The organism is Streptomyces sp. NPDC107654, assembly GCF_055639035.1.
The window spans coordinates 309880-330112 of record NZ_JBVKBI010000004.1 but is presented as its reverse complement, the minus strand read 5'-3'; the positions used below and the strand labels follow the sequence as shown (position 1 = coordinate 330112).

The following is a 20233-nucleotide window of genomic DNA, read 5'->3' as shown; positions in this document are numbered from 1 at the left end:
CGGAGCGCAGCAGCTAACGGCCCCCGAGGGGGCCTTACTAAGGCCATAAGTCGCCGAGGGCCGTTCAGGCAGCCTCGGTGAACCATTCCCGGTCACCGATCCAGCCCAGGCACTCCGAGGAACGGTCACCCGCCAGGAGGCGGAACGTCGTCTTCGCTCCGCGCTTGCTCCCAACCGTCTCGACTTCGAGCCATCCGGCATCAATCAGGGCCTTTACTCCACGCTCGGCATAGCGGCGAAGGTTCCCGGCCCGGTCCCGCACGCCGACAGCATCGGCAAGCGAACGCCACGGAACAGTCACCTCGGATTCGTCGCCGCAGAGGCGGGCTATCTGCCGGGCCACGGCCTGACCGCTACGCGGCACGCATTGAGCCGCGTCGGCATACCACAGGGCGGCTTGCCCGGTCGGGGTAGCCGTCTCGGCCGCAAGGGCGAACCCACGCTTTCGCAGCTTCACTCTGCGCCCCTTGATAGCGTCCGCGTACTGTTCGGAAAAAGTCATGGGTCACGTTCCCTTTCGGGGATGCAGACACAGAAAAGACCCCGGTTATCCGGGGCCGTTGTGCGGCCTTCTGCGCCTAGGTTTTAACCCGCCGGGGGTGGCGGAATCAAGGAAGAGCGTTTAAACGGCCAGGGGGGCCGAGCGTGGGCATGGAAAAGCCCCCGAAGCGTTTACACGCGACGGGGGCAAGGGTTGGGAGCGCGGGCGGCCCTACCTACTTCCGCTTATAAGCCATCTGCTTCGGCAGAATGTATTCCGCCTCCGGCTCGATCAACCAGTATCCCTCGGGAACTTGCAGCCCGGTATCCTTGGCGATCTCGGCAAGCTCAGGCATCTTGCAGACGACTCGTCGGCTCCCGTCTTCCGTAGCCCCCACCGTCACAGTTATGCCGTGCCGTTGCAGGAACACACGTTTCTGTTCGTCCTCCTTGGTCGTCCACTCTTCGGAGTAGGTCCGCCCCGTCTCTTTCCAGGCCGGGGCATCCTCGGCGGTCTTAATTTCCTCTCTCAGACGTTCAACCTTGGCCGACTGGAATTCGTGTTGCCCCCAGTAGCGTTCAACTTGAACGTCGGTCTTGAACCGTCCAGCTAGGTAGTCAGCTTCCAGTCGGTCTAGCGTCGCCTCGGCCTCGGCAAGCTCGGTCTTGGCCTGACTGATGGAATTACCGGCCCGCTCCATAACCGGGAGCGGGCCGAGAGTGACCTTCACGAAAGTCCCAACAGCCATATCCAGGTCATCGCGCCGAATGCGGCCGGGGTTAGGACACGTTCCGGTGTTGACGTTGTTGCAGGCGTAGTAGTGATGCACGCGCCCGTTCGGCTTCGTCTTCTTGTTGGACGACATCCGGGCGCCGCAACCCTGGCAGGTAGCCACACCGCCCAGCATCGACCGCGAAGGAGTGGACCGCCTAACCGGGCGATCACTCTTGAGCGCGGCCACGAATTCCGACCACTCGGCAAAATCCATCAACGGATCATCCGTGATCCGAACATTCTCGCCGTTCTCGTCTACGACGTTCTCGCCCTTGTACGTGTAGATGCCGGCCACCGTAGGGTTCATGGCTATGGCACGAATCGCGTTGGCAGTCCAGGCAACACCCCTCGGATCTTCCCCCTTCACGATTCGAAGATGATCCCGCCAGGTGGGAACGCCGCGCGCATTCAGATCAAGCGCGATCTTGTACGACGACCAGTCGCCCTTCAGCCGCTCGACGATCTCGCGGAACAGCTCCGCATACGTTGGGTCCTGAACCAGCTTCTTTCCGCCGCCGTCCTGCCGTTCGAAGCGGTACCCGTACGGCTCGACGCCACCGATCCAAACACCCTTGGCCTTACGAGCGGCCGAGCCAGAAAGTGCGCGGGCGCGGATGGTGCCCAACTCGCCCTCGGCAAAGGCGGCGATGATCTGAGCGAACATCTTGCCCATGGGGGTGGACATGTCGATGCCCTCGGTCACGGACACGATGGACTTCCCGTGCTTCTGGCACCACTCGAAGACCTCGGCGAAGTGGCCCGCCTTCCTGCTGAGGCGGTCGAGCTTCCAGACGGCCAACACGTCCCACTCGTCGGCCCGCTCGTTGAACCATGGACCGAGGCCCGGTCGCTTGAAGGGGTGCATCGCCCCGGACACGTCCAGGTCTTCCGCCCAGCCCGCTATGCGACCGTGCACGGCGGGGCCAGCAGTCCAGTGCTCTACGGCCTGCCGCTGCTTCTCGGGGCTGGTGGTGTCGTCCTTGAGGATGGACAGGCGGACAGCGCCCAGGACCCTCGGGTGCTTGATCATGGCGGTGATCGTACGGGGATGCACGCGAGATGAACAAGCCGAACGACTTCTTCCAGGACCCGGCCCCCCAGCCGACCTTCACGAGCATCCCGGTGCGCGGTCCCGGGCTGGCCTGACCGGCCGGGCGGGGTCCGTGGCGCGGACCCCGCCCCGGAGGCGGCCGGGACGGGTCAGTGAGGGATGCAGCCGAACCAGTCCACGGTGTCGCCGTGGGAGAGGTAGCCCAGGCACCTGATGGTTCTGTCGTGCGTGGTCTCGGTCCGGTCGACGCCTCCGTCCAGGTAGTCCGTCCGGTAGTGGGGCTCCACGAGGGTGTCGACCTCGACGGTGTACCAGCGGCGCCCGTCGTCCGGCAGGTCGCAGCCGTGGGCGGTCATGTTGCGGCTGGGGTCGCCGCCGGTCCACACGGGCCGTACGGAGCGTTCGCAGGACGCACGGTGTGCGCGGCCGGCGGCGTCGGCCGTGCCGGCGCCGGTGCCGAGCAGGGCCGCGGCGCCCGTGGCCGCGGCCGCGGTGACACCGAGCAGGCGCTTGAGAGTGGGGTTCATCGGTTGTCCTCCTGCCAGCTGTGGTGACGGCCGGGAGTCGCCACGTCACCTTGAGCCGATGGTCACCCTGATCCGGGGCGTCCGGCGCGGCGGCCGGAGGCGCACTCCCCCGACCCGGTGACGCGGTCATGCCGATGCAGCAGCCGGGCGGCCGGCCCCGCGGCCGTGGGACCTCGCTTCCGCCCGTACGGCCCCGTCCCACCCGTACGCCCGGCGTCCGGAACATCCCCGGCGCGCGGATCGCTGTACCCGGCATGAGCGAATACCGCATCGAACACGACTCGATGGGCGAGGTCCGGGTCCCGGCCCACGCCAAGTGGCGGGCGCAGACGCAGCGCGCGGTGGAGAACTTCCCGATCTCCGGGCAGCGCATCGAGCGGGCCCACATCGAGGCACTGGCCCGGATCAAGGCGGCGGCGGCGAAGGTCAACGCCGGGCTGGGCGTGCTGGACAAGGACATCGCGGAGGCGATCCAGGAGGCGGCCGGTGAGGTCGCCGCGGGAAAGTGGGACGAGCACTTCCCGGTGGACGTGTTCCAGACGGGCTCCGGCACCTCGTCCAACATGAACACCAACGAGGTCATCGCCACCCTCGCCACCGAACGGCTGGGCCGGGACGTGCACCCCAACGACCACGTCAACGCCTCGCAGTCGTCCAACGACGTCTTCCCGTCCTCGATCCACATCGCGGCCACCGGGGCCGTCACCCACGACCTGATCCCGGCCCTGGAGCACCTCGCCGCCTCCCTGGAACGCAAGTCCGAGGAGTTCGCGGACGTGGTGAAGTCGGGGCGGACCCATCTGATGGACGCCACCCCGGTGACGCTGGGGCAGGAGTTCGGCGGGTACGCGGCCCAGGTGCGGTACGGCGTCGAGCGGCTGAGGGCCTCCCTTCCTCGGCTGGCCGAGCTGCCGCTGGGCGGCACCGCGGTGGGGACCGGCATCAACACACCACCCGGGTTCTCCGCCGCCGTCATCGAGGAGGTCGCCCGGGTCACCGGGCTGCCGCTCACCGAGGCCCGCGACCACTTCGAGGCGCAGGGCGCCCGGGACGGCATCGTGGAGACCAGCGGGCAGCTGCGGACCATCGCGGTCGGCCTGACGAAGATCGCCAACGATCTGCGCTGGATGTCCTCCGGGCCGCGCACCGGTCTGGCCGAGATCCGGCTGCCCGACCTGCAGCCCGGCTCCTCGATCATGCCCGGCAAGGTCAACCCGGTGGTCCCGGAGGCCGTGCTGATGGTCGCCGCCCAGGTCATCGGCAACGACGCCACCATCACCACCGCGGGCGCGGCCGGGAACTTCGAACTGAACGTCATGCTCCCGGTCATCGCCAAGAACGTGCTGGAGTCGGTGCGGTTGCTCGCGGGCGTCTCGCGGCTGCTGGCCGACCGGACGGTCGACGGCATCACCGCCGACCGGGAACGCGCCCGGGAGTACGCCGAGTCGTCCCCGTCCGTGGTGACCCCGCTGAACAAGTACATCGGGTACGAGGAGGCCGCGAAGGTCGCCAAGAAGTCCCTCGCCGAGCGGCGGACGATCCGTGAAGTCGTCCTGGAGAGCGGGTACGTGGAGCGCGGTGACCTGACGCTGGAGCAGCTCGACGAGGCGCTGGACGTCCTGCGGATGACGCGCCCGTAACCGGCGGCGAACCTTTCCGGCCACCGCAGGACCACCGTGACGTGCACCGCAGCGTCGTATGCCCGCGGCACCTAATATCTGTGCATGACGGACGACGGAGCGATGACACGAGTGACGGCGGGGCCTGCGGCGTACTGGACCCCGGGCACGCAGATCCTGTGGCGCTACCGGGAGAACGGCGGCGAGCACGTCCACATCGCCCGGCCCGTCACCGTCGTACGCGACGACGCGGAGCTGCTGGCGGTGTGGCTCGCCCCCGGTACCGAGTGTGTGAAGCCGGTGCTCGCCGACGGGACGCCCGTGCACCTGGAGCCGCTGGAGTCCCGTTACACCAAGCCGCGTACGGTCCAGCGGGACCGCTGGTTCGGCACCGGTGTGCTGAAGGTGGCCCAGCCCGGCCGGCCCTGGTCGGTGTGGCTGTTCTGGGACCCGGGCTGGCGGTTCAAGAACTGGTACGTCAATCTGGAGCGGCCGCTGGTCCGTTGGTCGGGCGGGGTGGACTCCGAGGACCACTTCCTGGACATCTCGGTGCAGCCGGACCGCAGTTGGCACTGGCGGGACGAGGACGAGTTCGCGCAGGCCCAGCGGGACGGGCTGATGGACGCGGCGACCGCCGAGCGGGTGCGGGCGGCCGGCCGGGAGGCGGTGGAGGTGATCCGGGCGTGGGGTGCCCCGTTCGCGGACGGCTGGCCGCACTGGCGCCCGGACCCCTCCTGGGCGGTACCTTCTCTCCCCGAGGACTGGGACCGCACCCCCGCGCACATGTCCTCATGAGACCCTTGATGCGCCCCAGGGCAAGAAACGTAGGATCGTCCTCCGCAAGGGCGCGCCAAGGCAACTTGCGGGGCATGCGCCGGGCTTGACCGATCGTCATCGAGGGGCGGCAGGACGTGAACGAGGGGTACCAGGGCACGACCACGAAGGCCGACCCCGCGGGAATTCCGTTCCCGGGGCACGTATTGCGGGTATCGGCATGTCGGCGGGACCAACTGGGCGCCCGGCGTACCCGGCGCTCAGCCCCGGACGGACGGATGCGACACGCGTGACGGAGCAGCCCACCTCCTTCGAACGCCCGCAGTCGGGCGTGGACCCCGCGGAGGCCCGCGGGGCGCTCCTGCGTACCCAGAAACAGGCCGCGCAGCAGCTCGGCACCTCCGGCTTACCCGCGCAGGCCCGGGCCGACGGACCGTCCTCCGGCGCCGGTACGGCCACGGCCTGCGGCAAGGGAACGGACGGCAACGGGAAGGAGCTACCCGTCAACGGCCCCGAGCACTCCCAGCCCGCTTCCACCGAACCCGGCGCCCACCGCCCGCGCCCCGCGCCGGAGGCCATCCCGGCCCAGCCCGGTGCCGACCAGGAGCGGACGGCGGGGGGTCAGGAGCGCCGTACCGGGCGGGGTCTGCCGCCCGGGCGGCCGATGCCCATGCGGCGGGACGGGGACCGGCTGAGGTTCGTGGGCGCGGCAACCCGGCGGATCGCCCGCGGGCTCGACCTGGACGAGATCGTGATGGGGCTGTGCCGGGCCACCGTGCCGACGTTCTCCGACGCGATCCTGGTGTATCTGCGCGAGCCGCTACCGGTCGGTGACGAGCGGCCGAGCGGACCGGTGGTGCTGCGTCTGCGCCGCACGGACCGGATCCCCCAGGAGCGGGACACCGACGGCGTCCTGCTGCCGCCGGCGTTCGAACCGGAACCGGAGCCGTCCGTGCTGTCGGACCTGTCGTCGCTCACCACCGAGCTGTGCGAGGTGCGGCCGGGTGGCGCGCTGAACGAGGTGCTGCGCGGGGTGCGGCCGGTGTTCGCCGACGCGCCCGCCGCCCGGGCCGCGCTGCCGGAGCTGCTCGGCGAGGGGGGTGAGGCGGTCGTACCGGGCGGGCAGCGGGCGATCCTGGCGCCGCTGCGCGGGCGGCGCCGGGTGATCGGCGCGGCCCTGTTCCTGCGCCGCCCGGACCGGCTCGCGTTCGACGGGGACGATCTGCTGGTCGCCGCGCAGCTGGCCACGCACAGCGCGCTCGGTATCGACAAGGCGGTGCTGTACGGCCGGGAGGCGTACATCGCCGACGAATTGCAGCGCACCATGCTGCCCGAGACCCTGCCCCGCCCGACCGGGGTCCGGCTGGCCTCGCGCTATCTGCCGGCGGCGGAGACCGCGCGGGTCGGCGGCGACTGGTACGACGCGATCCCGCTGCCCGGCAGCCGGGTCGCGCTGGTCGTCGGCGATGTGATGGGCCATTCGATGACCTCGGCGGCCATCATGGGGCAGCTGCGGACGACGGCCCAGACGCTGGCCGGCCTCGACCTGCCGCCGCAGGAGGTGCTGCACCACCTGGACGAGCAGGCCCAGCGCCTGGGCACGGACCGCATGGCGACCTGCCTGTACGCGGTGTACGACCCGGTGACGCACCGCATCACGATCGCCAACGCCGGCCATCCGCCGCCCGTGCTGCTGCACCTGGGCGGCCGGGCCGAGGTGCTGCGGGTGCCGCCGGGCGCGCCGATCGGTGTCGGCGGGGTCGACTTCGAGGCGGTCGAGCTGGACGCGCCCGCCGGGGGCACCCTGCTGCTGTACACCGACGGTCTGGTGGAGTCCCGGCTGCGGGACGTGTGGACCGGCATAGAGCAGTTGCGGGAGAAGCTGGCCGCGACCGCGCAGCTGACCGGCCCGGACCATCCGCCGCCGCTGGAAGCGCTGTGCGACGAGGTGCTCGACATGCTCGGCCCGGGCGACCGGGACGACGACATCGCGCTGCTCGCCGCCCGGTTCGACGGGATCGCGCCGAGCGATGTCGCCTACTGGACGCTGGAGCCGGAGGATTCCGCCCCGGGCCAGGCCCGCCGGATGGCCCGGCAGGCGCTCGCCCGCTGGGACCTGGAGGAGCTGACGGACTCGGTGGAGCTGCTGGTCAGCGAGGTCGTGACGAACGCCGTGCGGTACGCGTCCCGGCCGGTGACGCTGCGGCTGCTGCGGACCGACGTGCTGCGCTGCGAGGTCGGCGACGACGTGCCGCAGCTGCCGCGGCTGCGGCAGGCGCGGGCCACGGACGAGGGCGGGCGCGGGCTGTACCTGGTCAACAAGCTGGCCCGGCGCTGGGGCGCGACCCGGCTGAGCACCGGCAAGGTGGTGTGGTTCGAGCTGAACCGGGGCTGACGCCCCCTGGTGATGCGAAGGGCGCCCGGAGCACTGGCTCCGGGCGCCCTTTCCGCTCCGCGTCTACGGGGTGAGCTCGCCGTCGGGGTCGAGCGGGTCCTCCGTGGTGGGCTCCGTCGGCGGCCCGGTGGTGGGCGTGTGGGACGGCGTCTGGGACGGGGTCTGCGACGGCGTCTGCGACGGGGTCTCGGACGGGGTCTCGGACGGCGACTGCGACGTGGGCGGCGCACTGCTGCTCGGCGTCCGCGACGGCGTCTGGGTCGGGGTGTGCGTGTACGTCGGCGTCTCGGTCGGCTCGACCGCCGCGCCCTGTGTGGTGTTCAGGTCGAACGCGGCCTTGTCGGTGACGCCGAAGGTGTACGCGGCCCAGATCTTCGCCGGGTAGCCGCCGCCGTTGATCCGGCCGGGCGGCGGGAGCAGGCCGGTGGCGCCCTTCATGGACACGTGGGCCTTGGTCTTCGGGTCCTCGCCGAACAGGCCGACGGAGGTGACCAGGGTCGGTGTGTAGCCGGTGAACCAGGCCGACTTGTTCTCGTCGGAGGTACCGGTCTTGCCCGCCACCTGCTGGCCGTCGCGCAGCGGGTTCCTCGCCACGGACTCACTGGCCGTGCCGTCGTCCACCACGCCGGTGAGCACCGAGGTGACCGTGTCGGCGGCGGTACGGCTGATCACCGAGCCGCCGACCGGGTTCGGCACCTCCACCGAGCGGCCCTTGTTCTCGGCCGACTTCAGGATGGTCGGGGTGACCTTGTTGCCGTGGTTGGCGAAGGTGGCGTAGATCCCGGCCATCTCCAGGGGGCTGGCGCCCATGGAGCCGAGGGTCTGGGCGGGCACGGCCTGCATGCCCTTGGTGTCCATGCCGAGCTTGTTCGCCGTGCTCATGACCTTGTCCATCCCGACGTCCACGCCCATCTGCGCGAAGACGGAGTTGACGGACTTGTTCATGGCCTCCTGGACGGTGATGTCGTCGTAGTTGGCGTCGTCCTCGTTCGGCGGGGCGAAGCCGACCTTGGTGCCGTGGTCGACGACCGGGCGGCGGCTGGTGCCGTCGTAGAGGGTGCTCGCCGTGATGGGTTTGCCGTCCTGCGTGGTGGCGTTCTGCTCCAGTGCGGCGGCGAGGATCACCGGCTTGAAGGTGGAGGCGGGCTGGTAGTCCCGGCGGGTGGCGTTGTCGAAGTAGTGCCGGTAGTAGTCCTGGCCGCCGTACAGCGCGACGACCTTGCCCGTCCGGGGGTCGACGGAGACGGCGCCGGCCTGGATGTCACCGTCGACCTTGCGCTTCTTCGGGTCGAGCTTGCTGGTGAGCTGGGCCTTGACGGTCTTCTCCAGCGCGGCCTGTTTCTTCGGGTCGATGTTGAGGGTGATGGTCCAGCCCTTGTCGACCACGGCGTTCTCCGCCTGGGACTGGGTCAGGCCCTCCTGCGCCATGAGCCGCTGCTCCAGCTGCTGGTTGGCGAGTTCGACCAGGTAGCCCTTCTGCCCGCCGAGGCCGGGGGCGCCCTTGGGCTCCTTGGGGTAGGGGAAGTGCAGCTCGGCCCGCTTGGACTTGGAGAGCCAGCCTTCCTCGACCATGTTGTCCAGGACGTAGTTCCAGCGCTGCGTGACCAGCCGCTTGCCGGTCTTGCTCGCCACCGCCCAGTCGTACTGGCTCGGGGCCTGGAGCAGCGCGGCGAGGTAGGCGCCCTGCGCGACGCTGAGGTCCTCGGCGTCGACGTGGTAGTAGGCCTGGGCGGCGGCCTGGATGCCGTAGGCGTTGCGGCCGTAGTAGCTGGTGTTGATGTAGCCGGCGAGGATGTCGTCCTTGGACTTCTCGCGGTCCACCTTCAGCGAGATGACCAGTTCCTTCAGCTTGCGCGTGACGGTCTGGTCCTGGTTGAGGTAGTAGTTCTTGACGTACTGCTGGGTGATCGTGGAGCCGCCCTGCTTGCCGCGGCCGAGCGCCGTGTTGATCAGTCCGCGGGCGGTGCCGCGGAAGTCGACGCCGGAGTCGTGGTAGAAGCTCTTGTTCTCGGCGGCGACGAAGGTCAGCTGGACCTTGCGGGGCACCTTGGACAGGTCGACGATCTCGCGGTTGACCTTGCCGTTGCGGGCCAGAATCGTTCCGTCACTGAACTTGTAGACGTTGCTCTGCTGCTGGGCGGCGGCGTTGCCCTGGGGGACGTCCACGTAGAGGTACAGGCCGACGAAGCCCAGGATGCCCAGCAGGCACACCCCGAAGAAGGTCCCGAGGATCTTCTTCCACGTGAACATCCGGCGTATGAGGCTCTTGGCGGGCTTGCCGCCCGCCGCGGGTGCGGACGTGCCGGCCGCCGCGGTTGGGGGGCGGCGGCGCTTGGGCGCCGCGCGGCGGCCACCGCGCTGTCGCGCTCGTCTCTCTTCCGCTCGTCCCATCGGTCCCTACGCTCGCTTCCGTCTCGGGGTCAGCTCCGAAAGCTAACACCCCTCTATATGACAAAGGGCGCCCGATCCGTTCTTTTACGGACGTGACAATCAGCACCCACCCCACCGGATCCGACGGCAATCACCGCCGCAGGGTTGCTCGACGGAAAAAAGTGATATCACTTGGCTAGAACCGCGCTATGCTTCCATCGCGCGCCCGACCGGGCGCCCCGAGAACGGGGGGAACACCCATGACCGACATACCCGAGATGCCCGCTCCGCGCGTGCGCGAGTTCACCGCCCACAGCATCGGCGGCGGACTCGCCCTGCTGCTCGGCCTGATCGGCCTCGGCGCCTCGATCGCGCTGTTCGCGGCCTCCGGGGCGGCCCACTCGCCCGGCGCCGAGGGCGGGCTCATCGCCGGCGGTGTCGTCGTCCTGCTCGCGTCCCTGGTCTCCCTGCGCGGCCTGAACACGGTCGCGCCCGGCCAGGCCCGGGTCGTCCAGCTCTTCGGCCGCTACCGGGGCACGATCCGGCAGGACGGCCTGCGCTGGGTGAACCCCTTCACCTCGCGGACCAGGATCTCCACCCGGGTGCGCAACCACGAGACCGCCGTCCTGAAGGTCAACGACGCCTACGGCAACCCGATCGAGCTGGCCGCGGTCGTCGTCTGGAAGGTCCGGGACACCGCGCAGGCCACCTTCGAGGTGGACGACTTCGCCGAGTTCGTGGCCACGCAGACCGAGACGGCCGTACGGCACATCGCGATCGAGTACCCCTACGACGCCCACGAGGAGGACGGCCTCTCCCTGCGCGGCAACGCCGAGGAAATCACCGAGAAGCTGGCCACGGAGCTCCAGGTGCGGGTCGAGGCGGCCGGCGTGCAGATCGTCGAATCGCGCTTCACGCACCTCGCGTACGCTCCCGAGATCGCCTCGGCGATGCTCCAGCGGCAGCAGGCGGGGGCGGTCGTCGCGGCCCGGCGGCAGATCGTGGACGGTGCCGTGGGGATGGTCGAGGCGGCGCTGGCCCGGATCGCGGAGGCGGACATCGTGGAGCTGGACGACGAACGGAAGGCGGCGATGGTGTCGAACCTGATGGTGGTGCTGTGCGGGGACCGCGCCCCGCAGCCGGTCCTCAACACCGGGACCCTCTACCAGTGACCGACCCTTCGGAGACACCGAGGCGCCGGCCGCAGCAGCGCAAACAGGTGCTGCTGCGGCTGGACCCGGCGGTGTACGAGGCACTGGCCCGCTGGGCCGGGGACGAGCTGCGCTCGGCCAACGCGCAGATCGAGTTCCTGCTGCGCAAGGCGCTGGCGGAGGCGGGCCGCCTGCCGGGGGACACGGGACCGCTGCCGCGGCGCGGCCGCCCGCCGGCCCCGCCCGCACCGCCTGTGCCGGAACCGTGACAATCGGCCCCCACCTGCGGGGCCGCACCGGCAGCCACGCCCTGCACACTCCGCGTATACATCGTGCGTATACACCGTGTGTAGAGTGCTGCCATGTCCATCGGTCACACCCTCCTAGGGCTCCTGGAGTCCGGCCCGCGCCACGGCTACGACCTCAAGCGGGCCTTCGACGAGAAGTTCGGTCACGACCGCCCGCTGCACTACGGCCAGGTCTACTCCACGATGTCCCGGCTGCTGAAGCACGGCCTCGTCGAAGTCGACGGGATCGAGGCGGGCGGCGGCCCCGAACGCAAGCGGTACGCGATCACCGACGCCGGCGTCACCGACGTCGAGCGCTGGCTCGCCACCCCCGAGAAGCCGGAGGAGTACCTCCAGTCGACCCTGTACACCAAGGTCGTCCTCGCGCTCCTCACCCACCGCGACGCGTCCGACATCCTCGACACGCAGCGCGCCGAACACCTGCGCAGCATGCGGATCCTGACCGACCGCAAGCGCAAGGGCGACCTCGCGGACCAGCTGATCTGCGACCACGCCCTGTTCCACCTGGAGGCGGACCTGCGCTGGCTGGAACTGACCGCCGCGCGCCTCGACAAGCTCCGTGAGGCGGTGGCCCGATGACCCCTCCCCCCGGCTCCCTGCTCGCCGCCGAGAACCTGCGCAAGGCCTACGGCCCCACGGTCGCCCTGGACGGCGCCGAGTTCTCCATCCACCCCGGCGAGGTCGTCGCCGTGATGGGCCCCTCCGGTTCCGGCAAGTCGACCCTGCTGCACTGCCTCGCCGGCATCGTGCCGCCCGACTCCGGCTCCATCACCTACGCCGGCCGGGAACTGGCCGGCATGAGCGACGCCGAGCGCAGCGCGCTGCGCCGCAGCGAGTTCGGGTTCGTGTTCCAGTTCGGCCAGCTGGTCCCGGAGCTGACCTGCGTGGAGAACGTGGCGCTCCCGCTCCGGCTGAACGGCCGCCCCCGCAAGGAGGCCGAGCGGGCCGCGCTGACCTGGATGGAGCGGCTGGAGGTGGACGACCTCAAGGGCAAGCGGCCCGGCGAGGTCTCCGGCGGCCAGGGCCAGCGGGTCGCCGTGGCGCGGGCGCTGGTCACCGAACCCCGGGTGGTGTTCGCCGACGAGCCGACCGGCGCGCTCGACTCCCTCAACGGCGAACGCGTGATGGAGCTGCTGACCGACGCGGCCCGCTCCACCAACGCCGCCGTCGTCCTCGTCACCCACGAGGCCCGGGTCGCCGCCTACTCCGACCGGGAGATCGTCGTACGCGACGGCAGGTCCCGCGACATGGAGCGGGCCATATGAAGATCAGGCAGTGGTCCCGGGACCTCGCCCTCGGCATCCGGTTCGCCTTCACCGGCGGGCGCGAGGGCTGGGTCCGGATGGTGCTCACGGCGGTCGGCGTCGGCCTGGGCGTGACGCTGCTGCTGCTCACGACGGCGCTGCCGAACGTGCTGGCGGCGCGGGACCAGCGGGGCGCGGCACGGCAGGACCTCACCTACGGCGCGTCCACGCCGCCCAGGAGCGACCACACCGTGCTGGTCGGCATGACCGACAGCGAGTGGCACGGCAAGGACATCCGGGGCCGGCTGCTCCAGCCCGAGGGCGCGCGGGCGCCGCTGCCGCCCGGCGTCGACCACTTCCCGAAGAAGGGCGAGATGGTGGTCTCGCCCGCACTGAAGGCGCTGCTCGCCTCGGACGGGGCGAAGCTGCTGCGGGAGCGGATCCCGGACCGGATCACCGGCACGATCGGCGAGACCGGGCTGGTCGGTTCGCAGGAGCTGGCCTACTACGCGGGCGCCGACACCCTCGTGGCGACCAAGAACAGCTCGCGTGTGGTGCGGCTGGCCGCGTTCGGCGACCGGCACCCGACGACCGAGCGGGCCGACCCGGTGCTCATCCTGATGACACTGGTGGTGTTCGTCGCCCTGCTGACGCCGGTCGCCGTGTTCATCGCCGCGGCCGTGCGGTTCGGCGGCGAGCGGCGCGACCGCAGGCTGGCCGCGCTGCGCCTGGTGGGCTCCGACAGCAGGATGACCCGCCGGATCGCGGCCGGCGAGGCGCTGGCCGGGGCACTGCTCGGACTGGCCGTCGGTACGGTCTTCTTCCTGATCGGGCGGCAGGTGGCGGGCTCGGTGGAGGTGCTGGGCGAGAGCGTCTTCCCGAGCTATCTGGACCCCTCCCCCGCACTGGCCGCGCTGGTCGCGGTGGCGGTTCCGGCCGCCGCGGTCCTGGTGACGCTGCTCGCGATGCGCGGGGTGGTGGTGGAGCCGCTCGGCGTGGTGCGGACGGCCAAGCCGGCCCGGCGGCGCCTGTGGTGGCGGCTGCTGCTGCCGCTGGCGGGTCTCGGGATGCTGTACCCGATGATCGGCAACGGCCGCAGCCACGGCGACTTCAACCAGTACCTGGTCATCGGCGGTGTGCTGCTGCTCCTGGTCGGCGTCACCGCGCTGCTGCCCTGGCTGGTCGAGGCGGTCGTCGCCCGGCTCGGCGCGGGCGGGCTCTCCTGGCAGCTGGCCGTGCGCCGGCTCCAGTTGAGCAGCGGTACGGCGGCCCGCATGGTCAACGGCATCGCGGTGGCGGTGGCCGGGGCGATCGCGCTGCAGATGCTCTTCGCGGGCGTGGAGAGCCAGTACACGAAGGACACCGGCCGGGACCCGCAGCGGGCCTCGATGGAGATCGACCTGTCGGACCGGTCCCGGGTGGCGGTGGCGGCCCGCGAGTTCGCCCGCACCGAGGGCGTCCGGGCGTCGGTGGCGATCTCCAGCGGAGGACTCGGCGACAAGCGGCACGACCCGGCGACCACCTCGGGGATCACCGTCGGTGACTGCACCGCGCTGCGCGAGCTGGCCCACCTGCCGTCCTGCCGGGACGGGGACGTGTTCGTGCTGCCCGGCAAGGACGACGACGCCGCTCTTCGGGCCTTCAGGCGGCCGGGCCGGCACGGCTTCGTGGACCCCACCTACTCGGAGGGCGAGCCCGGTCGGCAGATCCCCTGGACGATCCCGGCCGGCCTGCGGCACGCCACCGCCCGCAAGGACGCGCTCCAGGAGACCTCGGGCCTGCTGCTCACCCCGTCCGCACTGCCCGCCAAGGCGTGGCCGACGCTGTACCACCAGGTCTACATCCGCCTCGACCTGTCGGTGCCGGACGCGGACGAACACGTGCGTACCACGGCGGCCCGGGTGGACCGCCTGGCCAACGCCTGGCACTGGAGCACGACCCGGCAGGCCACGAAGTTCACCTCCCTGCGCACCGGCCTGTTCGTCGGCGCGGTCTGCGTGCTGGCGCTGATCGGGGCGAGCCTGCTGGTCTCCCAGCTGGAGCAGTTGCGCGAGCGGCGCAAGCTGTTGTCCTCGCTGGTCGCCTTCGGCACCCGGCGCCGCACCCTGGGGCTGTCGGTGCTGTGGCAGACGGCGGTGCCGATCGCCCTCGGTCTGTTGCTGGCCATGGCGGTGGGCCTGACCCTGGGCACGGTCCTGCTGAAGATGACGGACACCGCGGTGACCGTCGACTGGCCGAGCGTGCTGTCCCTGACCGGTGCCGGCGCGGCGGTCGTCCTCACGGTGACGCTGCTGAGCCTGCCGCCGCTGGTACGGCTGATGCGGCCGGAGGGGCTGCGGACGGAATAGGCGGGACTGACGGAACAGGCGTTACCCGTACGCGGGACGAAAGAGGACGCACATGACATCGGGGGCGCGGGACTCGGCGCCGACCTGGGAGGACGACGAGTACTGCCTGCTCGTCAACGCGATCGAGGGATCGCCCCTGTGGTCCCTGTCGGCCGACTGGGCGGACACCGGGGACGAGGCGGAGTGGCGGCGCCACGTCCCGCGCTTCACCTCCCTCATCACCCACTGGCACCGGTCCGGCCTGGTCCGGCTCACCCGGGCCGGTGGCCGGGCGTATCTCCCGGACGCGACCGAGGTTCCCGCGGCCGACGTCCCGTCCGTCCTGGCCGACCCGGCCACCTGGGCCTACCGCGAGGGCGAGGAACGGGTGACCTGCGTCGCCCTGGCCGTGCCCCGCGCCGACGTCACCGGCCCGCCGCCACGGGACCAGCCCGGCTGACGTCCCCGGGGCGCGGGCCGCCGCCCAAGGGGCCGGACGGCCGGGCGGGTGGAGTCAGCGGTCCTCCGCCACGACCCGCACCGGCAGCGCGCGCAGCGCCTCCCGCAAGGCCCCCGCCAGCTCCTCGTACTCCGCGGCCCGGGCCGCTCCCGCGCGCATCGCGAAGGCGACGCGCCGGCTGGGGGCGGGGTCGGCGAAGTAGCCGGTGAGCAGCTGGCTGCTGCGGGCGGTCTCCAGCTTCAGCGCGGTGCGCGGCAGCAGCGTGCAGCCGAGGCCGCCGGCCACCAGCTGGACCAGGGTGGACAGGCCGGCGGCGGTCGTGGTGACCGGGGCGTCCTCGCGGCCGGCCTCCCGGCAGATGTCCAGGGCCTGGTCGCGCAGGCAGTGGCCCTCGTCCAGGAGCAGCAGGTTCAGCTCCTTCAGCGCCTCGCGCGGGATGCCCTCCCGGCCGCCGAGCCAGTGGTCGAGCGGGGTGACGAGCACGAAGTCCTCGTCGAACAGGGGGAGTTCGACCACGCCGGGCACGCCGAGCGGCACGGCCAGCAACAACAGGTCGAGCCGGCCGGAGTTCAGCCCGTCGATCAGGCTGGCGGTCTGCTCCTCGTGCACCTGGAGATCGAGGTGCGGATAGCGCTCGTGGACGAGCCGCAGGACGGCCGGCAGCAGGTACGGCGCGACGGTGGGGATCACACCGAGGCGCAGGGCGCCCGTGAAGGGTGCCCGGACCGCCTCGGCCTCCTCCAGCAGCGCCCCGACCGCGCCCAGCACCGCCTTGGCGCGGACGGCCAGCCGCTCCCCCGCGGGCGAGAGCAGCACCTTGCGGGTCGTACGCTCGAGGAGGGTCACCCCGAGGGTCTCCTCCAGCGCCGAGACCGCGCCGGACAGGGCGGGCTGGCTCATCCCGATGGCCGCCGCCGCGTCGCGGAAGTGCAGGTGCTCGGCCACGGCGGCGAAGGCGCGCAGTTGCGACAGGCTCGGCTGCCTCCGCTTGCCGTTACTCATGGTCACTGATAGCTCCCTCCGATCAACACGACCGAGTGTAGCTATTTCCCTAATCAATGCACCCTGTGCCAACATCGTCAGAGTCCAACCCATGGGAAAGATCCCCAAAAGGGGTCTTTCTTCGCTGCAAGGAGAGCCTGTGCTCACTGTCGGTGACAAGTTCCCCGAGTTCGACCTGACCGCCTGCGTCTCCCTGGAGAAGGGCAAGGAGTTCGAGCAGCTCAACCACAAGTCCTACGAGGGCAAGTGGCTCGTGGTCTTCGCCTGGCCCAAGGACTTCACGTTCGTGTGCCCGACCGAGATCGCCGCGTTCGGGAAGCTGAACGACGAGTTCGCCGACCGCGACGCCCAGATCCTCGGCTTCTCCGGTGACTCCGAGTTCGTGCACCACGCCTGGCGCAAGGACCACCCGGACCTGACCGACCTGCCGTTCCCGATGATGGCGGACCCGAAGCACGAGCTGATGCGCGACCTCGGCATCGAGGGCGAGGACGGCTACGCCCAGCGCGCCGTCTTCATCGTGGACCCGAACCACGAGATCCAGTTCACGATGGTCACCGCCGGTTCCGTGGGCCGCAACCCCAAGGAGGTCCTGCGGGTCCTCGACGCCCTGCAGACCGACGAGCTGTGCCCGTGCAACTGGAGCAAGGGCGAGGACACCCTCGACCCGGTCGCGCTGCTGGCTGGTGAGTGACCCGTGTCGCTCGACTCCCTGAAGTCCCGGATCCCGGACTACGCCAAGGACCTGAAGCTCAACCTGGGCTCGGTCATCGGCAACTCGGAGCTGCCGGCGCAGCAGCTGTGGGGCACGGTGCTGGCGACCGCCATCGCCTCCCGTTCCCCGATCGTGCTGCGTGAGCTGGAGCCGGAGGCGAAGGCGAACCTCTCGCCGGAGGCGTACCAGGCCGCCAAGTCGGCCGCCGCCATCATGGCGATGAACAACGTCTTCTACCGCACCCGGCACCTGCTGTCCGACCACGAGTACGGCACCCTGCGCGCGGGCCTGCGGATGAACGTCATCGGCAACCCGGGCGTGGAGAAGGTCGACTTCGAGCTGTGGTCGTTCGCGGTCTCCGCGATCAACGGCTGTGGCATGTGCCTGGACTCGCACGAGCAGGTGCTGCGCAAGGCCGGCGTGGAGCGCGAGACCGTCCAGGAGGCCTTCAAGATCGCCTCCGTGGTGCAGGCCGTCGGCGTCACCCTGGACGCCGAGGCCGTGCTGGCTGAGTAAGCCGTACGACGAGGGCCCCGCTCACCCCTGGTGGGCGGGGTCCTTCGCGTTCTCCCCCGGGTCCTCGTCCCCGGTCTCCCCGGCGTCCCCGGTCTTCCCCGCATCCCCGGCGTCCTCCTCGGCGGACGCCTGCCCGTGGACCTCCTGCGAGTACTGCCGCAGATAGGCCACCACCGTGTTCGTCACCGCCACCAGCGGTACGGCCACCACCGCGCCGCCGATGCCGGCCACCATGCCGCCGGCGGCCACGGTCAGCACCACCGCGAGCGGGTGGACGCGTACCGCGCGGCCGAGGATAAACGGCTGCAGGACGTGCCCCTCGATCTGCTGGACCGCGAGGACCACGACGAGGGTCATGACCGCGGTGAACACACCCTGCGTCACCAGGGCCACGATCACCGCCAGCGCCCCGGAGGCGACCGCGCCGACCAGCGGGATGAACGAGAACAGGAAGATGAAGACGGCCAGCGGGACGGCCATCGGCACGTCCAGGAAGTAGATGCCGATGCCGATGAAGATGGCGTCGATGAGGGCGACCAGGACCGTGCCGCGGACGTAGGCGGTCAGCGTGCGCCACGCGCGCGGGCCGGCCCCGGCCACGCCCGGGCGGGCCGCGGACGGCACCAGCCTCAGGAACCACTCCCAGATCCGCTTGCCGTCGTAGAGCAGGAACAGCGTCGAGAAGAACACCAGCAGGATGCCGGTGAGCGCCTCGATGATGACCTGAACGCCCTCCAGGCCCGCGGAGGTGATCTGATCGGTGTTGGCGCCGATCGCCTCGCGGAGGTTCTTGGCGATCTGGTTGATCTGCTTGTCGGTGACGTGGAAGGGGCTCTTCAGCAGCCAGTCGCGCAGGTCGTCGATGCCGGACTGGATCTGGCTGGAGAGCGTGTCGATGTTCTCCATGACCTGCCAGGTCACGAACCAGCCCATCAGTCCGATCACGACGAAGCCGGAGATGGCGGTGAGCGCGGTGGCCGGTCCGCGCGGCACCCCGCGCCGGGTGAGCCGGGCGACCGTCGGCTGGAGCAGCGCGGTGACCAGCAGGGCGATGACGAAGGCGAACACCACCAGCTGGACGGCGCTGATGACCCGCATCAGCACCCAGACCGTGCCGGCCAGCACCAGGACCCGCCAGCCGGCCTCGGCGGCGACCCGGACACCCCAGGGCACGGCCTGAGCCGGGTCGGGGCGGGGGCCGCGCGGCGCCGCCGACGGGCGGGCGGGCGGCGGCCCGTCGGCGGGCGGACCGGCGGCTTCGGTGCCGACGGACTCCGCGGAGTCGCCCTGCTCCTTGTCCACCTCGGCGCGGCGCTCGTCCAGGCGCTCGCTCATCTCGGTGAGACCGGCTCCCAGCCGGCCGAGCCACCCTGGCACTCGCGACATGTCCGTCCTCTTCCCCCCGCGTCCCCGGGTACTCGCCATCACTCCCCCGGGGAGCCGTCCGGATACGACCGTACAGGGCGAAAGCCCCTCCCCTGAGGACGGGGAGGGGCTGCGCGAGGTGCGTGAGGGCCGACCGGATCCGGCGCGGCGCCTAGTACCAGTGGTTGGCCTGCCAGAAGGACCAGGCCTGGCACGGGCTGCCGTACCGGCTGTTCATGTAGTTGAGGCCCCACTTGATCTGCGTGGCCGGGTTGGTCTGCCAGTCGGCTCCGGCGGACGACATCTTGGAGCCGGGCAGGGCTTGGAAGAGACCGTAGGCACCGGAGGAGGCGTTCACCGCGCGGTAGTTCCAGCTGGACTCGTGGTCCACGATGTTGCTGAAGCACTGGAACTGGCCGCCGGCCACCATCTGCCGCGCCATCGCCTGGATCTGCGCCACCGTGTAGCTGCTCTGGGTCGGGAAGCTGGAGGAGTCGCGGACGTCGGTGCCGCGGCTGGCCGCCGCCTTCGTCTCGGCGCGCTCCTTGGCGGCCTCCTTGGCCGCCTTCTCCGCCTTCTCGGCGGCTTCCTTCTTCGCGATCGCGGTCTCGGCCGCAGCCTTGCGGGCGGCTGCCTCGGCGTCCTTCTTGGCGCTCGCGTCGGCGGCGATGGCCTGCGCGTCGGCCTGCTGCGTCAGGGACGCGGCCTGGACCTGCGCCTGCTGACCCGCGGGTATGTCCGCGAGGAGCGTGGTGTCGGCTGCCGTCGCCTCGGCGTCGTTGGTCTGCGCGGTGCTGCCCGAGGCAACGCCGACGACGCTTCCGACAGCGGTGACCGCGGTGGCCGAGGCCACTGCGAATCCCCGGACCGAAATCCGGCTCACACGGTTTCCTTCCAGCATCGCCCGCTTCGGTGACCCTGGCGGACGCAATCGTGCCCCTGACACTGGCCTCCCAACTGCGGGGTCACGGGAGGCACGGGCCCGGTGGGCAACTCCCCCATGGGGAGCGCCGCGTGGTGCACGGGCGGCATACGACGAACTCTATGGAGTTGGTGGTGATTCCAGTGGTGCCATACCACCCCCAGGGCTCAACGCCTGGGTGGTGCCCCCAGGGGGTACAGCTGTGTCGTATGCGGGGCCTGACAGGAGTGAG

The 20233-nt window shown here is 70.8% G+C and carries 18 protein-coding genes; 11 read left to right on the top strand and 7 right to left on the bottom strand.

The window, feature by feature from the left end; all coding sequences use genetic code 11:
- Window positions 1-64: 64 nt before the first annotated feature.
- The 3 genes from ACZ7N4_RS09765 to ACZ7N4_RS09755 all read right to left on the bottom strand — a co-directional run bounded on the left by ACZ7N4_RS09765 (window position 65) and on the right by ACZ7N4_RS09755 (window position 2833).
- Entirely contained in the window at window positions 65-502 is a 438-nt protein-coding gene (locus ACZ7N4_RS09765; RefSeq protein ID WP_471355777.1) for a hypothetical protein, read from the bottom strand.
- A gap of 214 nt (window positions 503-716) precedes the next feature.
- Complete coding sequence (locus ACZ7N4_RS09760; protein WP_471355775.1) at window positions 717-2285, bottom strand: recombinase family protein; 1569 nt, start codon at window positions 2283-2285, stop codon at window positions 717-719.
- A gap of 170 nt (window positions 2286-2455) precedes the next feature.
- Entirely contained in the window at window positions 2456-2833 is a 378-nt protein-coding gene (locus ACZ7N4_RS09755; RefSeq protein ID WP_471355772.1) for a hypothetical protein, read from the bottom strand.
- 254 nt (window positions 2834-3087) lie between these two features.
- On the opposite strand from ACZ7N4_RS09755, the gene ACZ7N4_RS09750 reads away from it, so the two are divergent.
- The 3 genes from ACZ7N4_RS09750 to ACZ7N4_RS09740 all read left to right on the top strand — a co-directional run bounded on the left by ACZ7N4_RS09750 (window position 3088) and on the right by ACZ7N4_RS09740 (window position 7621).
- The gene (locus ACZ7N4_RS09750; RefSeq protein WP_471355770.1) at window positions 3088-4473 is read left to right on the top strand and encodes a class II fumarate hydratase; all 1386 of its coding nucleotides are present in this window, start codon (window positions 3088-3090) and stop codon (window positions 4471-4473) included.
- Between the two features lie 84 nt (window positions 4474-4557).
- Window positions 4558-5247, top strand: coding sequence for a cytidylyl-2-hydroxypropylphosphonate hydrolase (gene fomD / locus ACZ7N4_RS09745; protein ID WP_471355768.1), 690 nt, complete (start codon window positions 4558-4560; stop codon window positions 5245-5247).
- A 268-nt stretch (window positions 5248-5515) separates the two neighbouring features.
- On the top strand, window positions 5516-7621 hold the full coding sequence (locus ACZ7N4_RS09740; protein ID WP_471355766.1) for an ATP-binding SpoIIE family protein phosphatase: 2106 nt from the start codon (window positions 5516-5518) through the stop codon (window positions 7619-7621).
- A 63-nt stretch (window positions 7622-7684) separates the two neighbouring features.
- Here ACZ7N4_RS09740 and ACZ7N4_RS09735 read toward each other — a convergent pair whose 3' ends face one another.
- Window positions 7685-10012 carry a transglycosylase domain-containing protein gene (locus ACZ7N4_RS09735; RefSeq protein ID WP_471355764.1) on the bottom strand — a complete coding sequence of 776 codons (2328 nt, stop codon included), beginning with the start codon at window positions 10010-10012 and terminating at the stop codon, window positions 7685-7687.
- A 239-nt stretch (window positions 10013-10251) separates the two neighbouring features.
- On the opposite strand from ACZ7N4_RS09735, the gene ACZ7N4_RS09730 reads away from it, so the two are divergent.
- From ACZ7N4_RS09730 to ACZ7N4_RS09705, 6 genes are all read left to right on the top strand, one after another.
- Window positions 10252-11163, top strand: a complete 912-nt coding sequence (locus tag ACZ7N4_RS09730) for an SPFH domain-containing protein (RefSeq protein WP_471355762.1) — start codon at window positions 10252-10254, stop codon at window positions 11161-11163.
- Window positions 11160-11411, top strand: coding sequence for a type II toxin-antitoxin system antitoxin (locus tag ACZ7N4_RS09725; protein ID WP_471355760.1), 252 nt, complete (start codon window positions 11160-11162; stop codon window positions 11409-11411). Before ACZ7N4_RS09730 ends, ACZ7N4_RS09725 begins: the two co-directional genes overlap by 4 nt.
- 93 nt (window positions 11412-11504) lie before the next feature.
- Window positions 11505-12029: a PadR family transcriptional regulator gene (locus ACZ7N4_RS09720; protein ID WP_189301913.1), complete on the top strand. Its 525-nt coding sequence runs from the start codon at window positions 11505-11507 to the stop codon at window positions 12027-12029.
- A complete protein-coding gene (locus tag ACZ7N4_RS09715) occupies window positions 12026-12715 on the top strand; it encodes an ABC transporter ATP-binding protein (protein ID WP_471355757.1) in 690 nt (229 codons plus the stop codon). The genes ACZ7N4_RS09720 and ACZ7N4_RS09715 overlap by 4 nt, the downstream gene beginning before the upstream one ends.
- Window positions 12712-15042: an ABC transporter permease gene (locus ACZ7N4_RS09710; RefSeq protein ID WP_471355755.1), complete on the top strand. Its 2331-nt coding sequence runs from the start codon at window positions 12712-12714 to the stop codon at window positions 15040-15042. The genes ACZ7N4_RS09715 and ACZ7N4_RS09710 overlap by 4 nt, the downstream gene beginning before the upstream one ends.
- 52 nt (window positions 15043-15094) lie before the next feature.
- Entirely contained in the window at window positions 15095-15481 is a 387-nt protein-coding gene (locus tag ACZ7N4_RS09705) for a hypothetical protein (protein WP_471355752.1), read from the top strand.
- A 54-nt stretch (window positions 15482-15535) separates the two neighbouring features.
- On the opposite strand, the gene ACZ7N4_RS09700 is transcribed toward ACZ7N4_RS09705, so the two are convergent.
- On the bottom strand, window positions 15536-16483 hold the full coding sequence (locus tag ACZ7N4_RS09700; protein ID WP_471356183.1) for a LysR substrate-binding domain-containing protein: 948 nt from the start codon (window positions 16481-16483) through the stop codon (window positions 15536-15538).
- A 139-nt stretch (window positions 16484-16622) separates the two neighbouring features.
- Between ACZ7N4_RS09700 and ACZ7N4_RS09695 the strand changes: the two genes are divergently transcribed.
- Both ACZ7N4_RS09695 and ACZ7N4_RS09690 read left to right on the top strand, forming a co-directional pair.
- Window positions 16623-17177, top strand: a complete 555-nt coding sequence (locus tag ACZ7N4_RS09695; RefSeq protein WP_467926728.1) for a peroxiredoxin — start codon at window positions 16623-16625, stop codon at window positions 17175-17177.
- Window positions 17178-17180: 3 nt separating this feature from the next.
- The gene (locus ACZ7N4_RS09690; RefSeq protein WP_014674689.1) at window positions 17181-17714 is read left to right on the top strand and encodes an alkyl hydroperoxide reductase; all 534 of its coding nucleotides are present in this window, start codon (window positions 17181-17183) and stop codon (window positions 17712-17714) included.
- A gap of 21 nt (window positions 17715-17735) precedes the next feature.
- On the opposite strand, the gene ACZ7N4_RS09685 is transcribed toward ACZ7N4_RS09690, so the two are convergent.
- Window positions 17736-19100: an AI-2E family transporter gene (locus tag ACZ7N4_RS09685; protein WP_471355748.1), complete on the bottom strand. Its 1365-nt coding sequence runs from the start codon at window positions 19098-19100 to the stop codon at window positions 17736-17738.
- Window positions 19101-19251: 151 nt separating this feature from the next.
- Window positions 19252-19962: an aggregation-promoting factor C-terminal-like domain-containing protein gene (locus ACZ7N4_RS09680; RefSeq protein WP_471355745.1), complete on the bottom strand. Its 711-nt coding sequence runs from the start codon at window positions 19960-19962 to the stop codon at window positions 19252-19254.
- Window positions 19963-20233: the final 271 nt, after the last annotated feature.

Excerpts from the sequence above, each read along its gene's own strand:
- ACZ7N4_RS09685 (WP_471355748.1), bottom strand. The coding sequence starts at position 19,100 with ATGTCGCGAGTGCCAGGGTGGCTCGGCCGGCTGGGAGCCGGTCTCACC.
- ACZ7N4_RS09730 (WP_471355762.1), top strand. The coding sequence starts at position 10,252 with ATGACCGACATACCCGAGATGCCCGCTCCGCGCGTGCGCGAGTTCACC.
- ACZ7N4_RS09720 (WP_189301913.1), top strand. The coding sequence starts at position 11,505 with ATGTCCATCGGTCACACCCTCCTAGGGCTCCTGGAGTCCGGCCCGCGC.
- ACZ7N4_RS09750 (WP_471355770.1), top strand. The coding sequence starts at position 3,088 with ATGAGCGAATACCGCATCGAACACGACTCGATGGGCGAGGTCCGGGTC.
- ACZ7N4_RS09710 (WP_471355755.1), top strand. The coding sequence starts at position 12,712 with ATGAAGATCAGGCAGTGGTCCCGGGACCTCGCCCTCGGCATCCGGTTC.
- ACZ7N4_RS09700 (WP_471356183.1), bottom strand. The coding sequence starts at position 16,483 with ATGAGTAACGGCAAGCGGAGGCAGCCGAGCCTGTCGCAACTGCGCGCC.
- fomD (WP_471355768.1), top strand. The coding sequence starts at position 4,558 with ATGACGGACGACGGAGCGATGACACGAGTGACGGCGGGGCCTGCGGCG.
- ACZ7N4_RS09765 (WP_471355777.1), bottom strand. The coding sequence starts at position 502 with ATGACTTTTTCCGAACAGTACGCGGACGCTATCAAGGGGCGCAGAGTG.
- ACZ7N4_RS09705 (WP_471355752.1), top strand. The coding sequence starts at position 15,095 with ATGACATCGGGGGCGCGGGACTCGGCGCCGACCTGGGAGGACGACGAG.
- ACZ7N4_RS09755 (WP_471355772.1), bottom strand. The coding sequence starts at position 2,833 with ATGAACCCCACTCTCAAGCGCCTGCTCGGTGTCACCGCGGCCGCGGCC.
- ACZ7N4_RS09715 (WP_471355757.1), top strand. The coding sequence starts at position 12,026 with ATGACCCCTCCCCCCGGCTCCCTGCTCGCCGCCGAGAACCTGCGCAAG.
- ACZ7N4_RS09760 (WP_471355775.1), bottom strand. The coding sequence starts at position 2,285 with ATGATCAAGCACCCGAGGGTCCTGGGCGCTGTCCGCCTGTCCATCCTC.
- ACZ7N4_RS09735 (WP_471355764.1), bottom strand. The coding sequence starts at position 10,012 with ATGGGACGAGCGGAAGAGAGACGAGCGCGACAGCGCGGTGGCCGCCGC.